The sequence below is a fragment of the Bradyrhizobium sp. USDA 4510 genome (genome assembly GCF_054059095.1).
This window is the reverse complement of the sequence record NZ_JBSSBT010000001.1, coordinates 5,082,115-5,102,828: the sequence shown is the minus strand read 5'-3', so window position 1 is coordinate 5,102,828 and position 20,714 is coordinate 5,082,115. Positions and strand designations below refer to the sequence as shown.

The window sequence follows — 20,714 nt, the reverse complement described above, 5'->3', positions numbered from 1 at the left end:
GTTGCCCTGTGGGACTGCCAACGTTACTAAGCGATGCATAGCGGATCGCGATCGCGCGTACGGCTGAATCTCTCAGCCGAGAGCTTGATGAGGATGTTAACCGGTGTTGGCCGCGCTTTTGGAAAGAATCAGATCACGAGACTCTATAGTCGGCATTGTTGGTCTGGGCTATGTGGGGCTACCACTCCTCCTTCGCTTCAGCGAAGTGGGGTTTAGGGTAATTGGTTTCGATATCGACAAACTGAAGGTTGAGGCTCTTAATGCTGGCCACAGTTACATTGAGCATATTCCTGCCGATCGTATCGCTCGGGTGCGCACAAGGGGTTTTGAGGCCACGACAGATTTTTCACGCGCAGGTGAGGCCGACGTACTGATCCTGTGCGTGCCGACGCCTCTCAACAAGTATCGTGAGCCAGATCTCAGTTTTGTGATTCAGACCACGGACATGCTGGTGCCGTACTTGCGGAAGGGCCAGCTGTTGTCACTTGAAAGCACGACCTATCCTGGAACGACTGATGAAGAGTTGGCGCCGCGAGTGCGGTCGTGTGGACTGACCATTGGGCAAGACGTCTTCCTAGTCTACTCACCCGAGCGCGAAGATCCAGGAAACGCGACGTTTTCAACCCAGACGATACCAAAGGTATGCGGTGGAGTTACCAAGCATTGTCTAGACGTTGGGATGGCGCTGTACGGGCAGGTGATTGACCGTGTCGTTCCGGTTAGTTCGACGCGCGCGGCAGAACTAACGAAACTCCTTGAGAACATCCATCGTGCGGTCAACATCGGTCTCGTCAACGAGATGAAGATCGTCGCCGACAAGATGGGAATCGATATTCACGAAGTAATTCGTGCTGCCGCAACGAAACCATTTGGATTCGTGCCTTACTATCCGGGTCCGGGGCTAGGAGGACACTGTATTCCCATCGACCCATTTTACCTAACTTGGAAAGCGCGTGAATATGGTGTGAATACTCGCTTCATAGAGCTTGCGGGCGAGGTGAACGCGGCGATGCCGGACTATGTCATCACCAAGGTGGTGACAGCTCTCAATAGGGTCCGCAAATCTTTAAACGGCGCATCCGTACTGGTGTTGGGAATTGCTTACAAGAAAAATGTCGATGACATGCGGGAATCTCCCGCAGTGGTTTTGATGGAGAAGCTACAGGATTTGGGAGCTAAGATTGCTTACAGCGATCCCCACGTGGCAGTTTTTCCGAGGCTTCGTCACCATACATATTTCGATTTATCGAGTGTGTCGCTAACGCCAGACACCATCGCATCATTTGATTGTATTGTGCTAGCTACTGACCACGATCGGTTTGACTATGCGATGATCAGGGATCACGCATCTATCATCGTCGACACGCGTGGCAAGTACCTCGATGCAGCGGACAATATTGTGAAGTCATGATGAAGAAACTTTCGCCAGTAGTCGATGGCAAGGTACGCTTTGCTCTAGTCGGATGCGGTCGTATCGCCCAAAATCACTTCGCTGCCATTCAGCAGCATGCCAACTCAGCAGAGATTGTCGACGTGTGCGACGTTGATCCCAATGCTCTCGAAGCAGCAGGCAAGCTAACAGGCGCACAAAAGTGGACGGATTTGAGCGCCATGCTCACGTCCACAACCGCGCACGCTGTGGTGCTGGCTACGCCGAGCGGCCTACACAGTCAGCAAGCAACGGCCATCGCCGCCACCGGCCGTCACGTTATTACCGAGAAACCGATGGCTACGCGTTGGCGCGATGGCCTTGCAATGGTAGAAGCGTGCGATAAGGCAGGCGTACACCTTTTCGTCGTGAAGCAAAATCGGCGTAATGCAACTCTGCAACTGCTAAAACGTTCGCTTGATCAGGGACGTTTCGGCCGCATCTATATGGTCAATATCAACGTATTCTGGACACGCCCGCAGGAATATTACGACAGCGCGAAATGGCGTGGGACCTGGGAGTTCGACGGTGGTGCCTTTATGAATCAGGCCAGTCACTATGTCGATCTCCTGGATTGGATGATCGGGCCTATTGAAAGTCTACAAGCTTATACCGCAACACTGGCGAGGTCTATCGAAGTGGAAGACAGCGGGGTCGTTTCAATTCGCTGGCGCTCCGGCGCTCTCGGCTCAATGAACGTCACCATGCTGACCTACCCTAAGAACCTTGAGGGTTCCATTACAATTCTCGGAGAGCATGGGACTGTTCGTATCGGCGGCGTTGCCGTTAACCAGATCCTCCACTGGGAGTTTGCGCAGCAAAGCGATGACGACAAGGAGATCGCTAACGCAAGCTATCACACCACGTCCGTTTATGGATTTGGTCACCCTCTCTACTACGCGAATGTAGTCGACGTGCTGCGAGGAAAGGCAGACCCAGAGACGGATGGCCGGGAAGGTCTCCGTTCTCTTGAGGTCCTGACTGCAATTTATCGTTCAGCGCGCGATGGACGACGTGTTCATCTTCCGCTCGACGTTTGACGTGTTCTTGGACTGAAAATTGCGGCCCCTCACGGGCAACGTCCGCCAATCCGATCGCGGTCGCTCGCGTCTTTGCGGTGTTGCTTAGCTGTGCTGTGTAGCACTGGCTAGGCTGATTGTGGATTCGGATCCCCCAAAGCAAGATTTGCGATCATCGCTCTTCTTATGGAATCTTTTATGCTCCATCCTGAAAACTTCGGTTTGTCGTCAAAAACGTCGACGTTCGATCTGCGTGTTTGAGACCCCAAAGGATGTGCCGTACGAAGACGTCCTATATCGACGCGACTCCCAAAAGACATGTGGCGCTGTGCGGCCTACCGTCAAACCGCAAGAGGCTGAGATAGCGGGCGCGCCTGGTCGCGCGGCCGTAGTTGGACGAATTTAGGCAGACACGTGGCGGCTTTGTGGATGCTGCTGCGATTGCAGCGTAAGCGTAGCTCTGAGGCCCATTTGATTGGCGCTTGACGTCTATTTTGAGCGCGTGGTGCGCCGGCGCGGCTTCCATATGTCGGACAACGCATTGACAGCGGCCTCAAGCGCCTTCCGGTCGACGACGTTGGGATCGAACTGCTCCGGGCCCCAGAGGCGCATATGTTCGTGCTCCGGATGGGTGGGGTCGCTGATGGCGTCGAGGTATTCAGCATAGCCTGGCGCACCGCCGACATCTTCCGGAGGACAACGGCCGGCGGCCTCGAGCAAGAACGGAAGTCCCTCCGTTGTCGTGTTGTCGAACCACTTTTCAAGCTTGATCACGTGATCCCAGCTGTCGCCGAAGTCGTAGAGATAATGGATCGTCTTCGCGCCGGTCTCCTGAACGATATTAGAGAGCCGCGTCTTGCGGGCATCGATGGGCTGAGGGCCAAAATCTCCATCGGGATCAGGTATACCCCAACGTCCTTCGCCGGCCAGGAACTCGAAGAGATGGCTGTTCGTCCAGCCAAACGCCGCCTGAAGCGTCAGATGCAGCCGATCAAGGCGCAGGGTGACGGGTACGACAAGGCGACGCATCACCTCCGGCTTCACATCCTTGAGGGTCACCTTGATCCGGACCGCGGTCGTGTTCAGGCTCATGCCGCCAGCCTCGGATCGTGTGTATGCATCGTATAGGTCGACGCCCAGGGAAGCAGTTCGTCCAGTCGCGCCGCAGACCAACCATTGACGAGCTTGGCGAGAACGTCAGCGAGCCAGTGCTCGGCACTGACGCCATTGAGCTTACAGGTCTCAATGAGCGAAGCCAGCAATGCCCAATTCTCGGCACCTTCGTCGCAACCGGCAAAAAGGGAGTTCTTGGCATTGAGCTTGATTGGCCGCATCGCTCGCTCGACCGCATTGGTGTCCATCTCGATGCGCCCGTCATCAAGGTAGAACGTTAGGCCGTCCCAATGACGCAGCGCGTAACGCAGGGCCTTCGCCGTGTCGCTCTTCTGCGCAAGGTGAGCAAGCTTGGCCTCAAACCACTGCTTCAAGGCTGTAGCCAGAGGCCGGGCATGCGCTTGTCGCCCCGCGCGGCGCTCGTCCGCAGATCGGCCGCGGAGTGCCTTCTCGACCGCGTAAAGCAGGGCGATGCGCTCAAGGGCCTCGCGGGCAACCGGAGCTGGCGCCGGCGCAGCCTCCCGCTCGATCTTCACAAACTGGCGCCGCAGATGCGACCAGCAGAAGGCGAGCGTCCCGGACAGGGCGTCCGCACGCGTCTCTCGGGTCATGGTCTTGTAAGCCTGATAGCCGTCGCAGTGGATGATGCCGCGATAGCCCTCGAGCAGCCTCAAGCCATGAACGGCCCCACGGCCCGGTGCATAGGCGTAAACCACGCCAGGTGGATCAGGTCCGGCCCAGGGCCTGTCATCGCGTGACAGCGCCCAGAAGTAGCCGGTTTTGGTCCTGCCGCGCCCTGGATCCAGCACCGGCGCCGGGGTCTCATCGACACAGAGCTTCGAAGAGGCGAGCAGAAGCTGGCGCAGACATCAATTCCTGGGCGGCGTAGCCGACCCAAAAGGCGAGCGTGGAACGGTCGATGGCGATACCGTGGGTCGCCAGCATCTGCGCCTGACGATAGAGCGGCAAATGCCAATGATACTTGGCGTCAATTACATGCGCGACGAGACGCTCGGTGGGCAGTCCCCCCTTGATCAATCGCTCGGGCGCAGCGTGCTGGAGGACGACGCCATGACAGGCGCGGCAGGCAAGCTTGGGCCGGCGGGTGACGATCACCCTGTATTGCACCGGAACGACGTCGAGCCTCTGGCTCTCATCGTGACCAATCTCAACGAGATCGCCTTTGCAGCACGGGCAGCAGGTTGCAGCCGGCATCAGCGTTTCGACAATGCGTGGCAAATGCTCCGGAAGCTGACCACGGTTGGCTCTGCGCTTGGCAGTTCTCTTCTCGCGGGCTCTGGGATTGGCGCGATCCTCAGCTGCTTCGAGAGCCGCGACGGCCTCTTCGATGTCCTCCAGAACAAGCTGTAGCTGATCAGCGTCCAGCTTTTCCGACGATCGACCGAACTGCGCATCCTTCGCAAGCTTGAGCAACCGCTCGAGCCTGGCGCAGCGATCCAGCAGAGCCGCGGCAAAGACACGCAGCTCGGCTGGATCGCTCGGCAGCTCATCAGGCAAATCACTCATTGGCCCAAGTCTGCCATGCTTCGCGCCCCGATGCAGCGAAGATTTTATGTCCTACGCAAGTGCTTTCGGCTGCGGGATTCGAGGCGCGTGCATCCGCGTCCAATCCATGCCGGCCAGAAGCGCGGACAGCTGGGCGGCATTCATCCGCATCACGCCGGCCACGATAGGAGGCCATTTGAAGCCGCTGCCATCGAGCCGCTTCCAATACATCACAAGGCCGCTGCCATCCCAGACGACAATCTTCACCCGATCGGCGCGCTTCGCACGGAACACCACCGCCACGCCCTTCATCGGGTCATGGCCCAGCGTCTCCTTCGCCAACAGCGCCAAGCCCTCCGCACCTTTTCTGAAGTCCACAGGTTGCGTCGCCACGTAAATCATGAGGCTCGCGGGCGGCGTCAGCATGAACGTGTCCGTCGAAGCGCCAAGAACACATCACTCAACACAGCAAGGCCAGGCGTCCCTCGCACCTCCACGCGTGCCCCCTGGAGTTCAACCGTCACAACGGCTGCTTCCGGCGACCCGGTGGGCTCTGCGGCCGCCGGTAGCGCCGATTCCGATACCACCGGCACGAACGACAGCGTGTCCGCCGAAGCCGGCAGCACCAACTGGCCCAAACGCGCCCGGCGCCGCCAGTCGTGCACCTGTTGGGGCCGGCACCCATGGCGACGCGCGACATCTGTGACAATCGCCCCCGGCTCAAGGCTTTCCGCGGCAATCTGTGCCTTCAAATCGTCCGGCCAGCGCTTTCGACCTGCGCCTGCGTACACTTCGATACGCGGTGACAACGGTCGTCTTATGTCGTCCGAATGGTCGTCCATTGTGAGCACCCTTGCAGAAGATGACTCTTCTAGCGGTCCTCTCAGGACTGAGTACAAAAATTCTCAAGGGCCTCAACGCCACGCTTACATTGCAGCAAAAGACCTGATAGGAGCAACTCAAGACGTCGAGCAGCTGACTCGCCTGTTGAGCTGATGCGCTGATGCAGGCATCAGGACAGGGCGATCCTGAAGGTTGTGGCCGCGGACATGTTGAAGTCTTCGCTGAGCGCAGTCCAACTTCCAGGCCAAAGGCTGTTGCTTTGTGGCACTATCTTATGCCCGCCTTGGTCGGCTCAGTATCGGCACGCGCTTGTTTGAGGTCGCTCAGCTTGCTTAGGAATTGCGGCCACAGGCTCGCTGTGAAGGTCGCGGTCAAATGGTGAGTATCTTGGTAGATTATTGATCCGCTATTTTCGGCTGAGCAGAAGTTCTCGTCGCAAACTTGATTAGAAAAGTCTAAGGTGGAAATTTCATGTTGATGTGAGGTCAGCATCTTTTCGTCAACAGGCATTCCGTTCAGTGCATCGTGTCGGTTTCTTCCGCAGAGTCCATATGATTGAAGACAGTCGGCATAAGAAGGCAGCATTTTCGGATTATCCCGTATGAGCAACAAATGAGATCCCGTCTTCAAAAGAGTTGTCATCATTACGTCGGTTGCGCGAACCCACTCTTTCCTTGCAGCGGGTCTATCTAAAACTTCGCCTGTGTTTGGGTCTCGTAGCCAACCGTAGTAATGCGAATAATTGGCCAGGATAACCAGGTCGGGCCTTATCTTGGATATCTCCTCTGTCACGGCCGCGCGCCATTTGCTGCAGGCCGCGTAGGGGATCTTTCCTGGTGGATACCACATCGAAGCATCAGCGGAGGGGCAGCTTGTCTTTGTGCGTACCAAAACCTTCCATTTCGCTTGGGTAGCGGCCTTAACGAGAGGGGTGAACCACTGCGCGGCGTGGCTGTCGCCAAAAAGCACGACCGTCTGCGACGCGCCGCTCTCGCCATATACGCATGGGGGTTGTATAGTGCCGTCAAAGTCCAAGTGGCAGTGATCCGTGTAGTTCTGTCCGAAGTCATTCTGCGCTGCCGCGATGCTAGTCGTTCTTGCGGCGGATGGAGATATTCGCAAGGTGACATCTATGAGATTGCCAAGCGAGATGATGAGAGCCAACGTTGCGACCGCTGTAATTAATCGCAGAGTGGCCAACGCCATGCTTTCCGATCGATGGATCGGTTCTTCGACGAATTTGTATGCAACGATCGCGAGAATTGTGAACGCTGCAATGGCAGTGGTCTTGGCAACCCAAGAATCTGGCCAACATTCAGTTGCAATTGCTAGTAGAGGCCAATGCCAGAGATAGAGGCTGTACGATCGATCGCCGATTTTCACCATCCGTTTGTTAGATAGGAACGACTTCAGGTAGGAGGGGGAGGCCGAGCCGATCAATATCAAGGCAGCCGCGGTGGTCGGTAATACAGACCAGATACCGGGATAGGAGACGTCGTCGTTTAGGAGGAAACAGCAAAGCAAAAATGCGAGGGCTCCCGCGTATCCAATCGCGCTCCTCAATCTCTCACTGACCTTTCCGAAATGAGAAAAGTGAACGCCGATAAGGCCGCCCAAGGCGAGTTGCCAAATTCGGGTCTCGGTATGAAAGAAGGCGAAGGGGCTCCCGTGTTTCTCGATGGCGTACAGGCCGAATGCAAATGAACTGAGGCAGATCAAAGCTAGGGCGAGGGTGAGCCTGCGTCTTGACCATCGCAAGAGCGGCGTGGCCGCTGACAGTACAATGGGCAGAGCGATGTAGAATTGCTCCTCGATCGATAGCGACCAGAAGTGAAGTACCGGGCTTGGAAGGTCGTTAGCTCTGAAATAATCGAACGCATTATTCGCGAAATGGTAATTCGACCAGAAACCTGCCGCCGAGATGACGTCAGGATAGATCGTTCGATATCGATAGGAGGGCAGCAGGAGTGCGCTACTCAAAAGTACAAATATCAAGACGAGTGCAGCATTCGGAATAAGTCTCTTGGCGCGTCTCCCCCAAAAACCCAAGATGTCGATTCGGTTCGTCGCCGAAATCTCATCAATCAACGTGCGAACAATCAATGCGCCGGAGATGACGAAGAACAGGTCCACCCCAATGAATCCACCGGGTAACCATGCATTGCTGCTGTGATAGATGATGACTGCAAGGATCGCGAGCGCGCGAAGTCCTTGGATTTCTGGACGCCTAGTCGACTGCGATGGTTCTGTCTCGGGGAGCAAGGCCTTAGCATCTTTATTGAGTTCACGGCGACCATACGCGGGGGACTTGGCCTGAGCAAGCGATGCGCAGAACGTCTTCAGTCGCACGCGATTCGTTCCGCTACATCCTTGATCAACCATAAGTAGATCGGCGTCAAAAGACCTATCCAGCTTGATGATGGGTAGATTGTCCGAAACGACGGGGCCACTAATGTCCCCCATTTCATGGGCGCGAAATCACGCGTGCGGTACTCATTGACAATTGACACACAGACTCGCGCCGGCTGTGGAGCATGATCGCCTCAGGTTTGTACTTCTGGCACTCGGCGCAATCGCCTTGCTAAGAATTGGAAGATTGCCGTCGGCTTTGTGCTGATCGCTGACGATGCGCATCAGCAGATCGACAAGAAGGTCTACTAGCGGCACGTGGCGACTCGGCCGGCTGAAGCCTAGGCCAGAACGATGCGGCCGACATGCTCGCCTCGGCAGCGTCCGTGAAGGCCATCGGAATGGAGCCCGAGCTTTCTGACCACAAGGAACACGTCAGGGCCGGGTAATTGAGTACAGCTTCCACGAAAGAAGTTACGGCTGCCATCGGTCGGGTGGATCGACTGACAGTTTTTTCATTCAGTTCGTCCGAGAGCCAGATTGAGCTGGCTCGCACAATAGGGAAATGGTGGGCCTAGTTGCGCTATATGAAAAGCGCTGGCGGGCGTTGTACCTGTGCTCGGCGCAACAGGGCAGGGGCTAATTGAATTCCTGATCGCAAATAAGCTGAATTATCGTCTCTCGTCGTCTGCGCGGCCCGTGGACAACAAACGCGGCAGCGGTGCCATTTGTGGCCGGGGTTGTGCAACCACTTGATGGCCTTCGTCGCTCGCTTCTTCCGCTCGCCAATGGCGACGGCGGGCGATGAGGCCGACAAGCACAAATGCGACTCCAACACCGATCATGATAGCGGGAACTAATCGCTCCCAATCCTGCATTAATGTTGTCAATGGTCACTACCTGCGTGATCCGCCGTCGGTTGCGATCGCTCCTTCCCGCACTTGGCCTCGATCAAATCGAACAGATCGTCCCCGGCAATATTCATGAAATTTCGGCCAACCGCGCGGACAGCGACAGTTATCGATGTGGTATTTCCGACGTCAAAAGTCGTCGGGGCTCCGACATACCACGTGCCGTCCGATCGCTTCGAAAACGCCGAGCAGTCGATCGTGTTAGGCTGGGCGGCAGCCGTAGTCACGAGGCTGATTGATCCGATAAAGGTACAAAGGATATTCTTCAACATGGGTGGACTCAAAACAGAGGAGCAAAATAAGCACGTAGGTTGTATGCAATGGTGCCAGGGAGTTACAAGCCATGAAATTCCCCGTAGAATTGCGGGGGCAGTGGCGCGCTGCGTTCCGTGTGCGGAGCGCCAGCCAAAGCCCTCGACCACGTTGACGAAAGCAGTATAGCAAGGCTCCTATTACGATCTTGTGCCAGGGGACGGACCAAGATGTTCGATATTGTGCTAGTGCTAATCAGTGGTGTCTGTTTTTTTGCAGGTTGGCGGTTAGGTTATGCCAAAGGATACGAACGGGGACAGCATTCCGCTGCCTGCTTGTTCGCGAACAAGGCTATCCGATCGAGTATAGCCGGATAGTCTGCGAAGCGGGCGACTGTTATCATTCGACGGGCAGTAGGGGCCCGGCTTGGCCGGCCGGATGTGGGCCATTTCAGCAACCCATTTTCTCAGCAATCCATTTTCAATGACTTGATTGGCGATAAGCAGAAATTCTAAAGATTGGACGCGCGAACAGGATGAGGTGTTCTGGCATTGGTCAGGAAGAGAACAGCGGAGAGAGTCAATTGTAGCGGCGCTGAACAAAATTTTCCAGGATCTCGCTCCCCCCCAATGTCTGGTCGGCGATCATGTCGCATTCAGCAGCAAGGATCTCATATCGTCCGAGCTTTGCTTGGAGAGCGGTTATGGCGGCATCGTTAAACTCTTACGAACCATCGGGCCGGATGGTGCGTTGGCCGAGGAGGACCACCACGCCAGTCCATTGATTGCGTTTCGACCGACATTGTCACGCAGCAGAACTAAATTCTTGGCGGCAAGGACCAAGACGCGGCGAATGCTTCGTTGATCGTCGCATCTACTTAAAAAAGGCCGCCGTCGACGATCGCATTGTCGGCGGGCCGGATCGACGGCAGCTGAATTCGTCATCTTGAGGTGTTAAGATACCGCATTGCGCGCCAATTCGTCAGACGACGGATGTCGCCGCTGAAGCGCTAAGCGGGCCAGCGTCAGGCTGGTGGGTCCGTGTGACGCCGACGATACAGCTTTACGCGCGCAACGATGTTAACCGACCTTCATCTGAGCCAAGACGGAGGTGCGTCGTGCCGGACTTCAATGAATGGAACGGAAGCCTATAGACGTGATTTGGTCGATAGAGCTCCACGTCTGCGCGATTATGACGACAAGTTCGGCGGCGCTTTCTCGCAATCGTCGCAGAGGAAAACAGCAATCTTGGATCGATATAACCCACCCTTTCCTCGACCGAATCGTCGACCTAGGGATGAGCCTTAACGATGCCAGCAAAGAGACGGTAGCGCCCCACAGCGATCGCGCAGTACAATGCTGAGCTACCATCGCGGGTAGCTGCAGCAGTGAAGGATGATAAGGCGAGGAGGGTCTCGCTTTGGGGCAGTCAGCGGGCCGCGCGGAGTATTAAGTCGTTCCGGTATCAAGTCAGAGGAACCGGAACAGTATTGGCGTTTAGAGGCAAGCTGGTATGGACCGCTATCGACATCCCTGGCTGCGAAGATTCGCGATCGTCTTTGCCATCCTATTCGGATGGCTAGCCGTCAGTGTTTTGTTTTATCAAGAGGGCCCAGACGACAGGTCCCTGATCACTTCGCTGTTGAGCGGCAAGTTATAGCTCATCAAATAGGCTTGCCGCGCTTAGTGATCTGGATGCCTTCTTGGATCGAGATATCGTTCGCGCTGTTCTTGAACCGCCCCGGGTTTGCCGGAGGCCATTTGGTTTAAGACGACCTCCACCGGTACAAGCGCAGGCGCGGCATCCTCCACCAGCCGGCCGGCGCGCGCCAACCGGCGCCACGTGAACAATTGGCTCGTAGATAATCCGTTGCGACGTGCCGTTACCGACGCCAATCGTGGTCCGCTGTAGCTCTCGGCAACGATCCGCTGCTTCTCCTCCAAAGTCCAACGGCGTCGGGCGCCCGTCGAGACGACTTCAAGTCGGGAAACCTTCGGCATAGGCATATGGTCAGTCATACGCCTATGTCTTCTCCATCCATCTCACTCTGCAAGGCGGCTTTCGCCGTATCCATTCGGCGTAGGCCGCAGGGTTAGCGCTTGAGCAGTCCTGGGTTCTCTTTGTAGAACCATGAGGTTTTCGATTCCGAAGTCGGTGAACGCCTGGACGCCGTCCGACGCCATACACCCAGATGACGCCGTCCTCGATTTCCATTTCGTTGGCGATGTCCCACAGCCAATCTTCATCTTCGCCGAGGTCCTTGGCGACCTTGGTAATGGTGGTGACGTGATGGACCTTGTTGGCGTGCGTGGTCATGCCGCTCGAGGGGACAGTGCTGATGCCGGCGTCCAATTCCAGGGCAGAAGTTCGTCCAGCCGATGAGCCGGATGGGCGGCGATGCGGGCGAGGATATCGGTGAGCCAGGCCTGCGGATCGATGCCGTTCATTTTTGCCGTGACGATGAGGCTGTACATAGCTGCCGCGCGCCGTCCTCCGCGATCAGATCCGCAGAACAGCCAGGACTTTCGTCCAAGAGCAATGCCTCGCAAGCCTCGTTCGGCGGCATTGTTGGAGAGACACACACGTCCATCTTCCAGGAACAGCGTGAAGCTCACCCATCGCTTCAGGATGTATGGTAAGCGGCAAGGAGACCCCGTCTGGCGGAGGGGGTGAACGATCGGCTATCGGCTGCTAAGTTTGTGAGCCGATGTGAGCTTCTATGTCTGCGCCTAGTTCTGGAACTAGAACCTTCCATATGATCGAAGCGGTCGCCGACCGTCTTGAGGGAGCGCCGCGGCAGCTTCGCCGACGCTGGTCGGACGAGTTTAAGGCCCAAGTCGTGATGGAGGCGCTGGAGCCTGGCGCGAGCGTCTCGGCGATCGCTCGCCGGATCGGCATTCACCCGTCGCAGCTGTTCGCCTGGCGCCGTGACGCTCGGGCCGAGCGGCGGCGTTATCGCTCACGGCACTCGAGTTGCGAGGGTGTGGTGGCGCCTGTGGCAGGCGCGGTGATCGAGATTGCCATTGGCGAGGTGATCGTGCGCGCCGGCGTGGACGTCGACGAGGCGCAGTTGCAGCGGGTGATCCGGGCGGTCCGTTCGGCATGATCCCCTCCGGCGTGATTGTTGGGTAAAAGCACTGCGGCGAAGTGAATCAGCGGCCTGAAAGGGCAAGAGAACCGGGGCAAAATGTGCTCTGGTCGGGTCAATGACGCCGCCCGATCTCAGCCTCCCGAATGACGTAGAGCCGCTGAAAGCCATGGTGCTTGCCATGGCCGAGAAAGCGGCCCGCGCCGATGCTCTGGAGAGCGAAGTCGCCGATCTCAAGGCCCGCAACGCCGATGCCGATGCGCGCATCGAGCGGCTGACGCAAATCCTGAAGGCCTTCGACCGCGCCCGGTTCGGCCGACGATCGGAGAAGCTCGGCGTACGCATACGACGAAGACCGCCTGATTGATGCATGCGCGCGGGCACGGCGAGCTCTATGATGGTGTTGCGTGAAGATCAGGCGGCCTGCTGATCGGCAGGCTTGTCGCCTTGGCGCAGGAGCTTCCATTCCCAGGGTAGCAGTTCGTGCAGACGCGAAGCGGGAAGATCGGCGATACGGGCGAGGACGTCGGCGAGCCAGGCCTTGGGATCGACGTCGTTGAGACGACAGGTCGTGATCATCGTCAGCATGATGGCGGCACGGTCGGCACCACGCTGGCTGCCGGCGAAGGTCCAGTTGCGCCTTCCTAGGGCGATGCCTCTCAATGCGCGCTCAGCGCAATTGTTGGTCAAGCAGATCCTGCCATCGTCGAGGAGCGGGCGAAGTTGTCCCAGCGCCTGAGCATGTAATTCATCGGCTTCAGGACCTCGGACGAGCGCGAGAGGGTTTCGCGCTCGCGCAGCAGCCAGGCGTGCATGTCGTCGAGAAGCGGCTTGCTCTGTTCCTGGCGGACGGCGCGCCGGTCGTCAGCGTCACAGCCGTTGATGGCGCGCTCGATCTCGAACAACGCGTCCAGCCGCTTGACCGCCTCCAGTGCGATCGGGGAGACCGGTTTACCCTTCTTGCCCTCCCGAGCATTTTTCTCGATGTCAGCCAGCTCGAAGAAGCCTCGCCGGGCATGGGCAAAGCAATACGCCGGCGTAATTGGTAGTGTCTTCTTCTGCGGATCGAACAGCGGCTCGAAGCCGTTGTAGCAATCGGCTTGCAGGATGCCGGCGAAGGCGGCCAGATGCTTCTGGGGATGCTCGCCTCGTCGGTCACCCGAGGCGTAATAGACCGCCGCAGGCGGCGCAGGCCCGGCAAAGGGCCGATCATCCCGTACATACGTCCAGATCCGTCCGGTCGTGCACTTGCCCTTCGCCAGGATCCGGATGGTAGTGTCATCGCCATGAAGGCGCTCGGCAGCGAGCACATGGCGTTCGATCAGGTGGAAGAGCGGCATGACCGCGAAGGTCCCGTGGCCGACCTGGTCCGCCAGCGTCGACAACGACAGGTCGATCCTCTCGCTCTTGAAGCGCGCGCTTTGGCGGTTGAGCGGGATATGCATGCCGAACTTGTCGAACAGGATGGTCGCCAGCAATTGTGGACCGATGAAGCCGCGCGGCGTGGCATGGAACGGCGCAGGCGCCTGACTGATCGTCTCGCAATCGCGGCAGGTGAACTTCTCGCGTACCGTCTCTATGACCTTGAAGCGGCGCGGGATCTCCTCCAGCGTCTTGGTCACATCCTCGCCGACCTTCGCCAGCCGTGATCCACCGCAGCAGGCGCAGGTCGTTGGAGCTTCAACGACGACGCGCTCGTGTTCGATATCGTCTGGCCAAGGCTTGCGCACCGGCCGCTTACGCGTGAAGGGACGGACGTTCTGCGTCTTCGCCGCCGCCGCCTGAGCGGCAAGCTCATCCTCGCTCGCCGTGGTTACGAGTTCCTCGAGCTCCAACTCCAACTGCTCGAGCAGCCGTGCCGAGCGCTCGGATCGCTGCCCGTGCAGTTCGCGCTTGAGCTTCTCGATCCGCAGCTCAAGATGTGCGATCAGCGCTTCGTTGTCCGACAGCTCCGCCCGCGCACTGGCGGCATCCGCGACGGCGACATCGCGCTCAGCCTGCAACATCTCTCGCTCGGCCAGCAGCGCAAGGTAGGCGCTCGCGAGGTCAGAAGGAAGATCGTCCGGCTTCGATGTCATGAAGCCATTGAATCAGATCGAGCAGCAGATTCAAATCGTAAAAGCGGCTATCCGACCCGCGTCGGCCGATGGGTTTCTTGAGGGTTACGCCAATCGATTCCGGACAACAGGTAGCTCATCTGAGCCGGCGAGATCGTCACAGCTTCACCCGCAACCGATGGCCAGACGAACTTTCCTCTCTCGAGTCTCTTGGTGAACAGGCATGCTCCCTGGCCATCGTGCCAGATCACCTTCACAAGATCGCTTCGGCGACCGCGGAAGACGAACAGATGACCGCTGAGCGGGTCCTTGCGCAGCACCTCCTGCACCTGGAGTGCCAACGACGGAAAGCCTCGGCGCATGTCCGTGTAGCCTGTCGCGAGCCACACTCGCGCGCCCGTGGGAACTGGGATCATCGGCGGACCAAAGCATCGAGAACACGACGTAGCGCGTCTCCATCAACGTCGCCATCGACCCGGATGCGGTGCCCGGTACCAAGATCAATCTCGATGATGCCGTGGCTCTTGCGTCGACGCGTCGTCGTCGTCAACGGCGCTTCGGCCACCTCCCGCGGTGGCGCGGACGACCCAATCTCGACCGGAACAAACGGCGCTATGCTCGCTTCGCCGTGCCTGCAAAGCTCCTTGCGCCACCTGAACAGCTGGCTCACATGAAGCCCGGCCACGCGAGCCACCTCGGAAACATTGGCGCCGGGCTCCAGCGACGCTGCAACAAGCCGTTCCTTCTCATCTTGCGACCAGCGGCGCCGCCGCTCGACCGACGTGATCACCTCCGCCCTCGAAATCGTCATAGCGCTTCTCCTAGGATTACCCCTAGGACCTGCAGCGATCGCGTTCGTCAAACAAGGCGGCCCTCAACGGAGGGATACTCCCTATGCCGGCGATCTCTACATCTTTCGGGGCCGCAGCGGCGATCTGGTCAAGATTCTTTGGCACGGTGTGCTGCAGAGCATGAAGGAGGTGAATAGCCGAATTTGATGCGTACAGCTTTATGAGAGATGGAGGTTGGCCCTCCTGCATCGGCGTTCCAGCCGCAGGTGCAAAACCACGACACTGTGGCTTCGCTTAAAAGGTGCGGTCATCAGCAAGTGTTGCAAAAGTCCCGGGTTTACGGGGCAGGTAGGTATCCAGAAGGCGAGCGAAAGCGAATCTTCCGATGACGCGTCGAAAATTATTTAGACGTCGCCAAAATCAGGGGCGCGTGCCATCCCTGAGATCAATCCGTGAGGCGCCTGGATTACTGCGCGGATGGCGACCGGCGTTTAGGGGACGCGATCTGGATACAGGCTCTTGTAGAGAACTGCAGGAACCAGTCGTTGTGATGCCAAGGGAGAAGTTCAAGCGGCGCACACCGCGAGACGAGAGTACCGAAGCACAACACTGGGGCGGATCGGCTCGTAGTAGTGATGAAGGTGCTGTAATGGGACTGGAGCGAAGGGGCCGAGGCAAGTGGGTTCCGCCCGCATGCAACTGTGATGAGCAGGAGGACATGTGGGTATAACCGAACGTAAGCAGTACAATATCGACAAGCAAACAGTGATGAAGGCCTACCGATTGGTCAAAGCCAATGCGGGCGCGGCCGGCGTGGATAAGGTGTCGCTCGAAGCTTTTGAGAAGGACTTGAAGGGCAACCTTTACAAGGTCTGGAATCGAATGTCTTCTGGCAGCTACTTTCCACCTGCCGTTCGGGCTGTCCCCATTCCCAAGAAGAACGGCGGACAACGCGTTCTAGGCGTGCCGACAGTAGCAGATCGCGTGGCACAGACGGTCGTCAAGCTGCAGATTGAACAAGCACTCGAGGAAATCTTCCTTCCCGATTCCTACGGCTACCGGCCCGGAAAATCCGCGCTGGACGCCGTCGGCGTCACCCGGCAACGGTGTTGGAAGATGGATTGGGTGCTGGAGTTCGATATCAAAGGCCTGTTCGACAATATCAGCCACAGGTTGCTCATGAAGGCCATCAGGAAGCATGTGCAAGACGAATGGGCTCTGCTCTACATCGAACGCTGGCTAATAGCGCCGATGCAAGGCAAAGATGGAGCAATCACCGCTCGCGACCGGGGCACACCCCAAGGCGGCGTGGTCAGTCCCGTCCTTGCCAATTTGTTCTTGCATTATGCGTTCGATACATGGATGGCGCGGAACTTCCCGCGGTCACCATGGTGTCGATACGCGGACGACGGGCTCGTTCATTGCCGAACCAAGGCTGAAGCGGAAGCCATCAAGGCGGCGCTGCAAGCAAGGTTTGAGGAATGCGAACTCGAAATGCATCCCGACAAGACCAAGATCGTCTACTGCAAAGACAGCAACCGCCCGGGTAGCCATGCCAGTCAGTCATTTGACTTTCTGGGATTTACCTTTCGACCGCGCAGGGCAAGAAATCATCAGAAGAAAGAAAACTTCTGTACGTTCTCACCAGCGGCCAGCAGGGCGGCGATGAAGTCTATGCGTATGACGATCCGGCAGCTCCGGCTCAGGCTTCGCTCGCAGACGGAAGTCGACGCAATCGCCTTGGAACTGAATCCCATCCTTCGTGGATGGATGCAGTACTACGGCAGATATGGGCGGTCAGAAATGCACAACCTGTATCGATACGTCGACGAATCTCTAAACCGCTGGGCGCGACGCAAATACAAAGGGCTGAAGAATGGAAAAGTCAGAGCCTCCACCTGGCTCAGATTGATCCGCCGCCGCAGGCCGAAGCTGTTTGCTCATTGGGCGAGGTTGAGTTCTGCTTCGTTACTTGCTGAGAGCCGTATGACGTGAGAGCGTCACGTACGGTTCGGAGAGCGTTGCGCCTTGCAAGCGCGTTGAAGTCTGCCGTCTGAGATGACGGCCGCGGCAAAGCCTAGCGAGCAGCCGCGAACCGAGTCTTGCGTGGCGTCCGGTAACGGCCGTTGCGAAGCGTAGACAGGGAGGTTGTAGGCCGGAATGAAGTGAACGGGAAAATAGCCCCGAAATCGAACGTGATCGGAGTAGCCGACCCTGTCTCTCAAAGGGGAAGGCGGAACCGCAGGCCGCGACAACGCGAGCGGTCAGAGGTGCTCCCGGGGTTCGTACCGCCAGCATGCAATCAAAGGAAGCAGCGTGAACAAGGGAGATCCATCCGGTTCAAGCGCAAGCTTGTAAGACCTGCCAAGCCGCTGAGGTGAGAAGGGTCTGACGACCGGGTGGAAGTCAGACTGACCGATAGTACTCCGAGGACGGGAGAGCCGGCCACATGGGGAAGCGGTCAGCGGTAGTTGAATTGTTCTTGGGCGACATGGGCTCCATTCAACGGGAGTTACGGCCTTCTATGCAAAGAGAAGATCAGCTGACCATGGAAACGAAACTTGAACAAATAGCAGTGAAAGCTCGGCGCGAGACAAATCTTCGCTTCACCTCGTTGGCCCATCACATCACGCGCGACCGAGTGCAAAAGAATCTATTACAGATTCCGAAGCGCTCCGCCGCCGGGGTGGACGGACAGACGGTGGAGGCGGCGAAGGAGAGCTTCGAGGACTGGATAGGGCCAATGCTCCAATCCATCCATCGCCAGGGATATCGGGCGCCGAACATTCGGCGGGTCTATATCCCCAAGCCCGGTAAGACGGAGAAGCGCCCCCTCGGGGTTCCAACTGTCGCCGACCGGGCGCTCCAGCGCAGCACGGCTGAGGTGCTGGCCGCTATTTACGAGCAGGACTTCTTACCCTGCTCGTTCGGCGGCAGGCCGAAGCTCAGCGCCCATCATGCCTTGGCGACCCTCAATGAGGTGATCGCCGGCGGCATGATCAGCTGGGTGTTGGAGGCGGATTTGAAGAACTTCTTCGGGAGTCTCGATCATGATCGGGTCCTCCGGTTTGTCGAACATCGAGTCGGTGATCCGCGCCTGATCAGCTTGATCCGGCGCTGGTTGAAAGCGGGCATCCTGGAAGACGGAGCGGTGCACCCGAGCGAACAAGGAACGCCACAAGGCGGATCGATCAGTGTGCTTTTGAGCAACCTCTACCTTCATTACGTTCTCGACCTCTGGTTCGAACGCGTGGTGAAGGGTCGGTTGCGGGGCGAAGCCCGACTGGTGCGCTATATCGACGACTTTGTGATCTGCTTCCAATATCGATCGGACGCCACCCGCGTACAGGAGGCCTTGCGTCTTCGGTTGGGGAAGTTCGGCCTCACTCTAGAGCCGACCAAGACCAAGTTGGTCGAGTTTGGTCGGTTCGCGCAAAGACATGCGGGCAAACGCGGCAGAAACCGCCCGGAAACAATCTACTTTCTGGGGCTGACGCTCTATTGCACGCGAAACCAAAAAGGCAACTTCAAGGTTGGGATGCGCACCGAGAAATCTCGGCTAAAGCGCAGCCTTATGTCTCTGCAGGAGCTGATGCGGCAAATACGGCATTACAAGATCAGTGACCAGGCCGATGAAATCAACCTCGTCCTGCGCGGCCACTATGGCTATTACGGCGTCGCCGGAAATCTCCGGAGCCTCGTAAAAGTCTATCGGGCCGTGGAGCGTTACTGGCGCGGAATGCTGCGCAGCCGCAGCTGGGCAGGCCGACGCCTCACTTGGGACGCCTTCAACCAAATCAAAGAACGGACACCGTTGCTGAAGCCTAAGCTGCGCCTCCCTTATCGGGAGCTGCAAGCGCTTGCAGTGCTGTGAACCAACTGTCGAAGAGCGTCGGTGCGGGAAATCCGCACGCCACGTTCTGTGGGAACCGGGGGCGGGCGACCGCCTCCGGTGACCCGGTGCTCCGGGTGCAACTCCCGGGGCCGACTCACCATGGGTTGGGCATGTCGCTCTATGCCGCGAGTTCATCTGGCCTTCGGCGTCGGACGGCGCGGTATCGATCTCAGCGGCGCAGATCCGCCTGGTTCGCTCTAACACTTCAGCGTATCGCCAACGGTTGGCCGAGCAGCGAAATCGACGCGCTTATGCCATGGAACCAGCAAGGTCGAACGGCCAAGCGTCATCGTGGGCGTGATAAATCACTTCGATCGCTGATAGCTCCACAAGACTGCTAGGACGCCCCCTATCAAGAAGGAAATTAGCGCTATTGGAAGCATCGGCGGAAATATTGATGGGTACTCGTAGGCTGATTGGGTAACCCGCATCGGATCAGCCAAGGCATTATCGAGGAGTTTTAGCTTGCTCTCGTAATCCGTTATAGAGGCCATGATGTCGGCATATCCAGGAATAGCGAGATCGTTTCCTATCCGCTTCGAAAGGCCTTTCAATTCAGCATCCAAGACCGTAGTGCCATTTAGATAAAGTGGCATCTGTCCGTTTATAACTGATACGGACGCGGTAGAGCTGACTGCCAAAGGTTTCTCAATTCCCGCATCTTTGGCGGCGTCAAAGGCATTCCGGTATTCAAGCATTTGTTGATTCGCGGCCAAATCCCGTGATTGACGGAGTCTCGCCAGCTCGAGTTCTGACTTGGTCTTCGCCGCAATCAGAATTGATCGACCTTCCGCCAAAATGGTCTGCTTAGTGGCGGCGATCGTTGAATTGACATACCCATTCAAAATCTCGGGACCAGATGTCTCTCCCTTGTACCTAAACCTTATCTGAATCGACGTATCTGTCGGATCCTGAGTGTTGAGCGACGGGACAATAACGATATCTTTGGTGATAATATCTCGGAGCTTATTAGCGTCGTTCAGGTCGATACGACCAAACAGCTGCCGATGAGAGAGTACGTATGTGCGCCAAGCGCTATTGTCGCGAGCCAAATTTACAAAGGTCCGCTGCGCTCTGAGTTCCATGTTTGATGATGTACCAAAAGAAGCATCAGGTATCAGCACCGCAAATGGAGCAAACGCGTCCATCGTATTTACACGGATCAACGCATTCGATTCATAAGTCTTAGGAAGGAGACTTGCGAGGCTTACGCCGATTATCAAGGTTATGATCGCACAAGGCAGAACCACGTATTTATTCTTCCAAACAAGAGAAAGCCAATCGGTGGTTCGCATGGTTGTAAGATGCATTGCGGGTCTCGGAAGGTAGGAGTCGTTTTGCCTCTAGCGCGAGCCAGCGACAAACGATTTGCGTTCAGGAAATCGGCGCTATTTACATTTACGCCTAACACAGATTGAGGCAACTGTGGCGATTTCAGCGGGACATCGACGGCGAAGCGGA

Annotated in this window: 16 protein-coding genes and 4 pseudogenes; 7 read left to right on the top strand and 13 right to left on the bottom strand. The window is 57.4% G+C overall.

Features of this window, described 5'->3' with window-relative positions; all coding sequences use genetic code 11:
• Nucleotides 1-103 precede the first annotated feature (103 nt).
• A complete protein-coding gene (locus ACVMDN_RS23710) occupies nucleotides 104-1,411 on the top strand; it encodes a nucleotide sugar dehydrogenase (RefSeq protein ID WP_456834890.1) in 1,308 nt (435 codons plus the stop codon).
• The gene (locus ACVMDN_RS23705; protein ID WP_456843655.1) at nucleotides 1,408-2,469 is read left to right on the top strand and encodes a Gfo/Idh/MocA family protein; all 1,062 of its coding nucleotides are present in this window, start codon (nucleotides 1,408-1,410) and stop codon (nucleotides 2,467-2,469) included. The genes ACVMDN_RS23710 and ACVMDN_RS23705 overlap by 4 nt, the downstream gene beginning before the upstream one ends.
• 468 nt (nucleotides 2,470-2,937) lie before the next feature.
• Here the strand turns inward: ACVMDN_RS23705 and ACVMDN_RS23700 are convergent, their stop codons facing one another.
• From ACVMDN_RS23700 to ACVMDN_RS23660, 9 genes and pseudogenes are all read right to left on the bottom strand, one after another.
• Nucleotides 2,938-3,540 carry a plasmid pRiA4b ORF-3 family protein gene (locus tag ACVMDN_RS23700; protein WP_253589677.1) on the bottom strand — a complete coding sequence of 201 codons (603 nt, stop codon included), beginning with the start codon at nucleotides 3,538-3,540 and terminating at the stop codon, nucleotides 2,938-2,940.
• A pseudogene (gene tnpC / locus ACVMDN_RS23695) lies at nucleotides 3,537-5,088 on the bottom strand (IS66 family transposase). The gene ACVMDN_RS23700 and the pseudogene tnpC (ACVMDN_RS23695) overlap by 4 nt, the downstream one beginning before the upstream one ends.
• A gap of 51 nt (nucleotides 5,089-5,139) precedes the next feature.
• Nucleotides 5,140-5,493, bottom strand: a complete 354-nt coding sequence (tnpB, locus tag ACVMDN_RS23690; protein ID WP_011931031.1) for an IS66 family insertion sequence element accessory protein TnpB — start codon at nucleotides 5,491-5,493, stop codon at nucleotides 5,140-5,142.
• The gene (gene tnpA / locus ACVMDN_RS23685) at nucleotides 5,487-5,909 is read right to left on the bottom strand and encodes an IS66-like element accessory protein TnpA (RefSeq protein WP_247280258.1); all 423 of its coding nucleotides are present in this window, start codon (nucleotides 5,907-5,909) and stop codon (nucleotides 5,487-5,489) included. The genes tnpB (ACVMDN_RS23690) and tnpA (ACVMDN_RS23685) overlap by 7 nt, the downstream gene beginning before the upstream one ends.
• A 268-nt stretch (nucleotides 5,910-6,177) precedes the next feature.
• The gene (locus ACVMDN_RS23680) at nucleotides 6,178-8,259 is read right to left on the bottom strand and encodes an acyltransferase family protein (RefSeq protein ID WP_456834892.1); all 2,082 of its coding nucleotides are present in this window, start codon (nucleotides 8,257-8,259) and stop codon (nucleotides 6,178-6,180) included.
• 886 nt (nucleotides 8,260-9,145) lie between these two features.
• A complete protein-coding gene (locus tag ACVMDN_RS23675) occupies nucleotides 9,146-9,442 on the bottom strand; it encodes a hypothetical protein (protein ID WP_092089889.1) in 297 nt (98 codons plus the stop codon).
• Between the two features lie 1,662 nt (nucleotides 9,443-11,104).
• Nucleotides 11,105-11,422, bottom strand: coding sequence for a transposase (locus ACVMDN_RS23670; protein ID WP_456843692.1), 318 nt, complete (start codon nucleotides 11,420-11,422; stop codon nucleotides 11,105-11,107).
• Between the two features lie 22 nt (nucleotides 11,423-11,444).
• Nucleotides 11,445-11,738, bottom strand: coding sequence for a hypothetical protein (locus ACVMDN_RS23665; RefSeq protein ID WP_456834894.1), 294 nt, complete (start codon nucleotides 11,736-11,738; stop codon nucleotides 11,445-11,447).
• Nucleotides 11,735-12,061, bottom strand: a pseudogene (locus ACVMDN_RS23660) (transposase domain-containing protein); the annotation flags it as partial. The pseudogene ACVMDN_RS23660 and the gene ACVMDN_RS23665, both read right to left, overlap by 4 nt.
• Nucleotides 12,062-12,177: 116 nt before the next feature.
• Between ACVMDN_RS23660 and ACVMDN_RS23655 the strand changes: the two are divergent.
• Entirely contained in the window at nucleotides 12,178-12,528 is a 351-nt protein-coding gene (locus ACVMDN_RS23655) for a transposase (protein ID WP_253606702.1), read from the top strand.
• A 100-nt stretch (nucleotides 12,529-12,628) separates the two neighbouring features.
• Nucleotides 12,629-12,847 (top strand): annotated as a pseudogene (locus ACVMDN_RS23650) (IS66 family transposase); the annotation flags it as partial.
• A 77-nt stretch (nucleotides 12,848-12,924) separates the two neighbouring features.
• Here ACVMDN_RS23650 and tnpC (ACVMDN_RS23645) read toward each other — a convergent pair.
• The 3 genes from tnpC (ACVMDN_RS23645) to tnpA (ACVMDN_RS23635) all read right to left on the bottom strand — a co-directional run bounded on the left by tnpC (ACVMDN_RS23645) (nucleotide 12,925) and on the right by tnpA (ACVMDN_RS23635) (nucleotide 15,357).
• Nucleotides 12,925-14,588 (bottom strand): IS66 family transposase gene (tnpC, locus tag ACVMDN_RS23645; RefSeq protein ID WP_456834895.1). Its coding sequence is split into 2 segments (ribosomal slippage): nucleotides 12,925-13,223 and nucleotides 13,223-14,588, totalling 1,665 coding nucleotides; the frame shifts between segments, so codons are not numbered across the junction.
• Nucleotides 14,589-14,635: 47 nt separating this feature from the next.
• A complete protein-coding gene (gene tnpB / locus ACVMDN_RS23640) occupies nucleotides 14,636-14,983 on the bottom strand; it encodes an IS66 family insertion sequence element accessory protein TnpB (protein WP_057016787.1) in 348 nt (115 codons plus the stop codon).
• On the bottom strand, nucleotides 14,980-15,357 hold the full coding sequence (tnpA, locus tag ACVMDN_RS23635; RefSeq protein ID WP_176937120.1) for an IS66-like element accessory protein TnpA: 378 nt from the start codon (nucleotides 15,355-15,357) through the stop codon (nucleotides 14,980-14,982). The genes tnpB (ACVMDN_RS23640) and tnpA (ACVMDN_RS23635) overlap by 4 nt, the downstream gene beginning before the upstream one ends.
• Nucleotides 15,358-16,126: 769 nt before the next feature.
• On the opposite strand from tnpA (ACVMDN_RS23635), the gene ltrA (ACVMDN_RS23630) reads away from it, so the two are divergent.
• From ltrA (ACVMDN_RS23630) to ACVMDN_RS23620, 3 genes and pseudogenes are all read left to right on the top strand, one after another.
• Nucleotides 16,127-17,353: a group II intron reverse transcriptase/maturase gene (gene ltrA, locus ACVMDN_RS23630; protein ID WP_456835862.1), complete on the top strand. Its 1,227-nt coding sequence runs from the start codon at nucleotides 16,127-16,129 to the stop codon at nucleotides 17,351-17,353.
• Between the two features lie 496 nt (nucleotides 17,354-17,849).
• Nucleotides 17,850-19,232: a group II intron reverse transcriptase/maturase gene (ltrA, locus tag ACVMDN_RS23625; RefSeq protein WP_456835857.1), complete on the top strand. Its 1,383-nt coding sequence runs from the start codon at nucleotides 17,850-17,852 to the stop codon at nucleotides 19,230-19,232.
• A gap of 206 nt (nucleotides 19,233-19,438) precedes the next feature.
• Nucleotides 19,439-19,516, top strand: a pseudogene (locus ACVMDN_RS23620) (transposase domain-containing protein); the annotation flags it as partial.
• Between the two features lie 42 nt (nucleotides 19,517-19,558).
• Here ACVMDN_RS23620 and ACVMDN_RS23615 read toward each other — a convergent pair.
• Complete coding sequence (locus ACVMDN_RS23615; protein ID WP_143029792.1) at nucleotides 19,559-20,563, bottom strand: Wzz/FepE/Etk N-terminal domain-containing protein; 1,005 nt, start codon at nucleotides 20,561-20,563, stop codon at nucleotides 19,559-19,561.
• Nucleotides 20,564-20,714 lie beyond the last annotated feature (151 nt).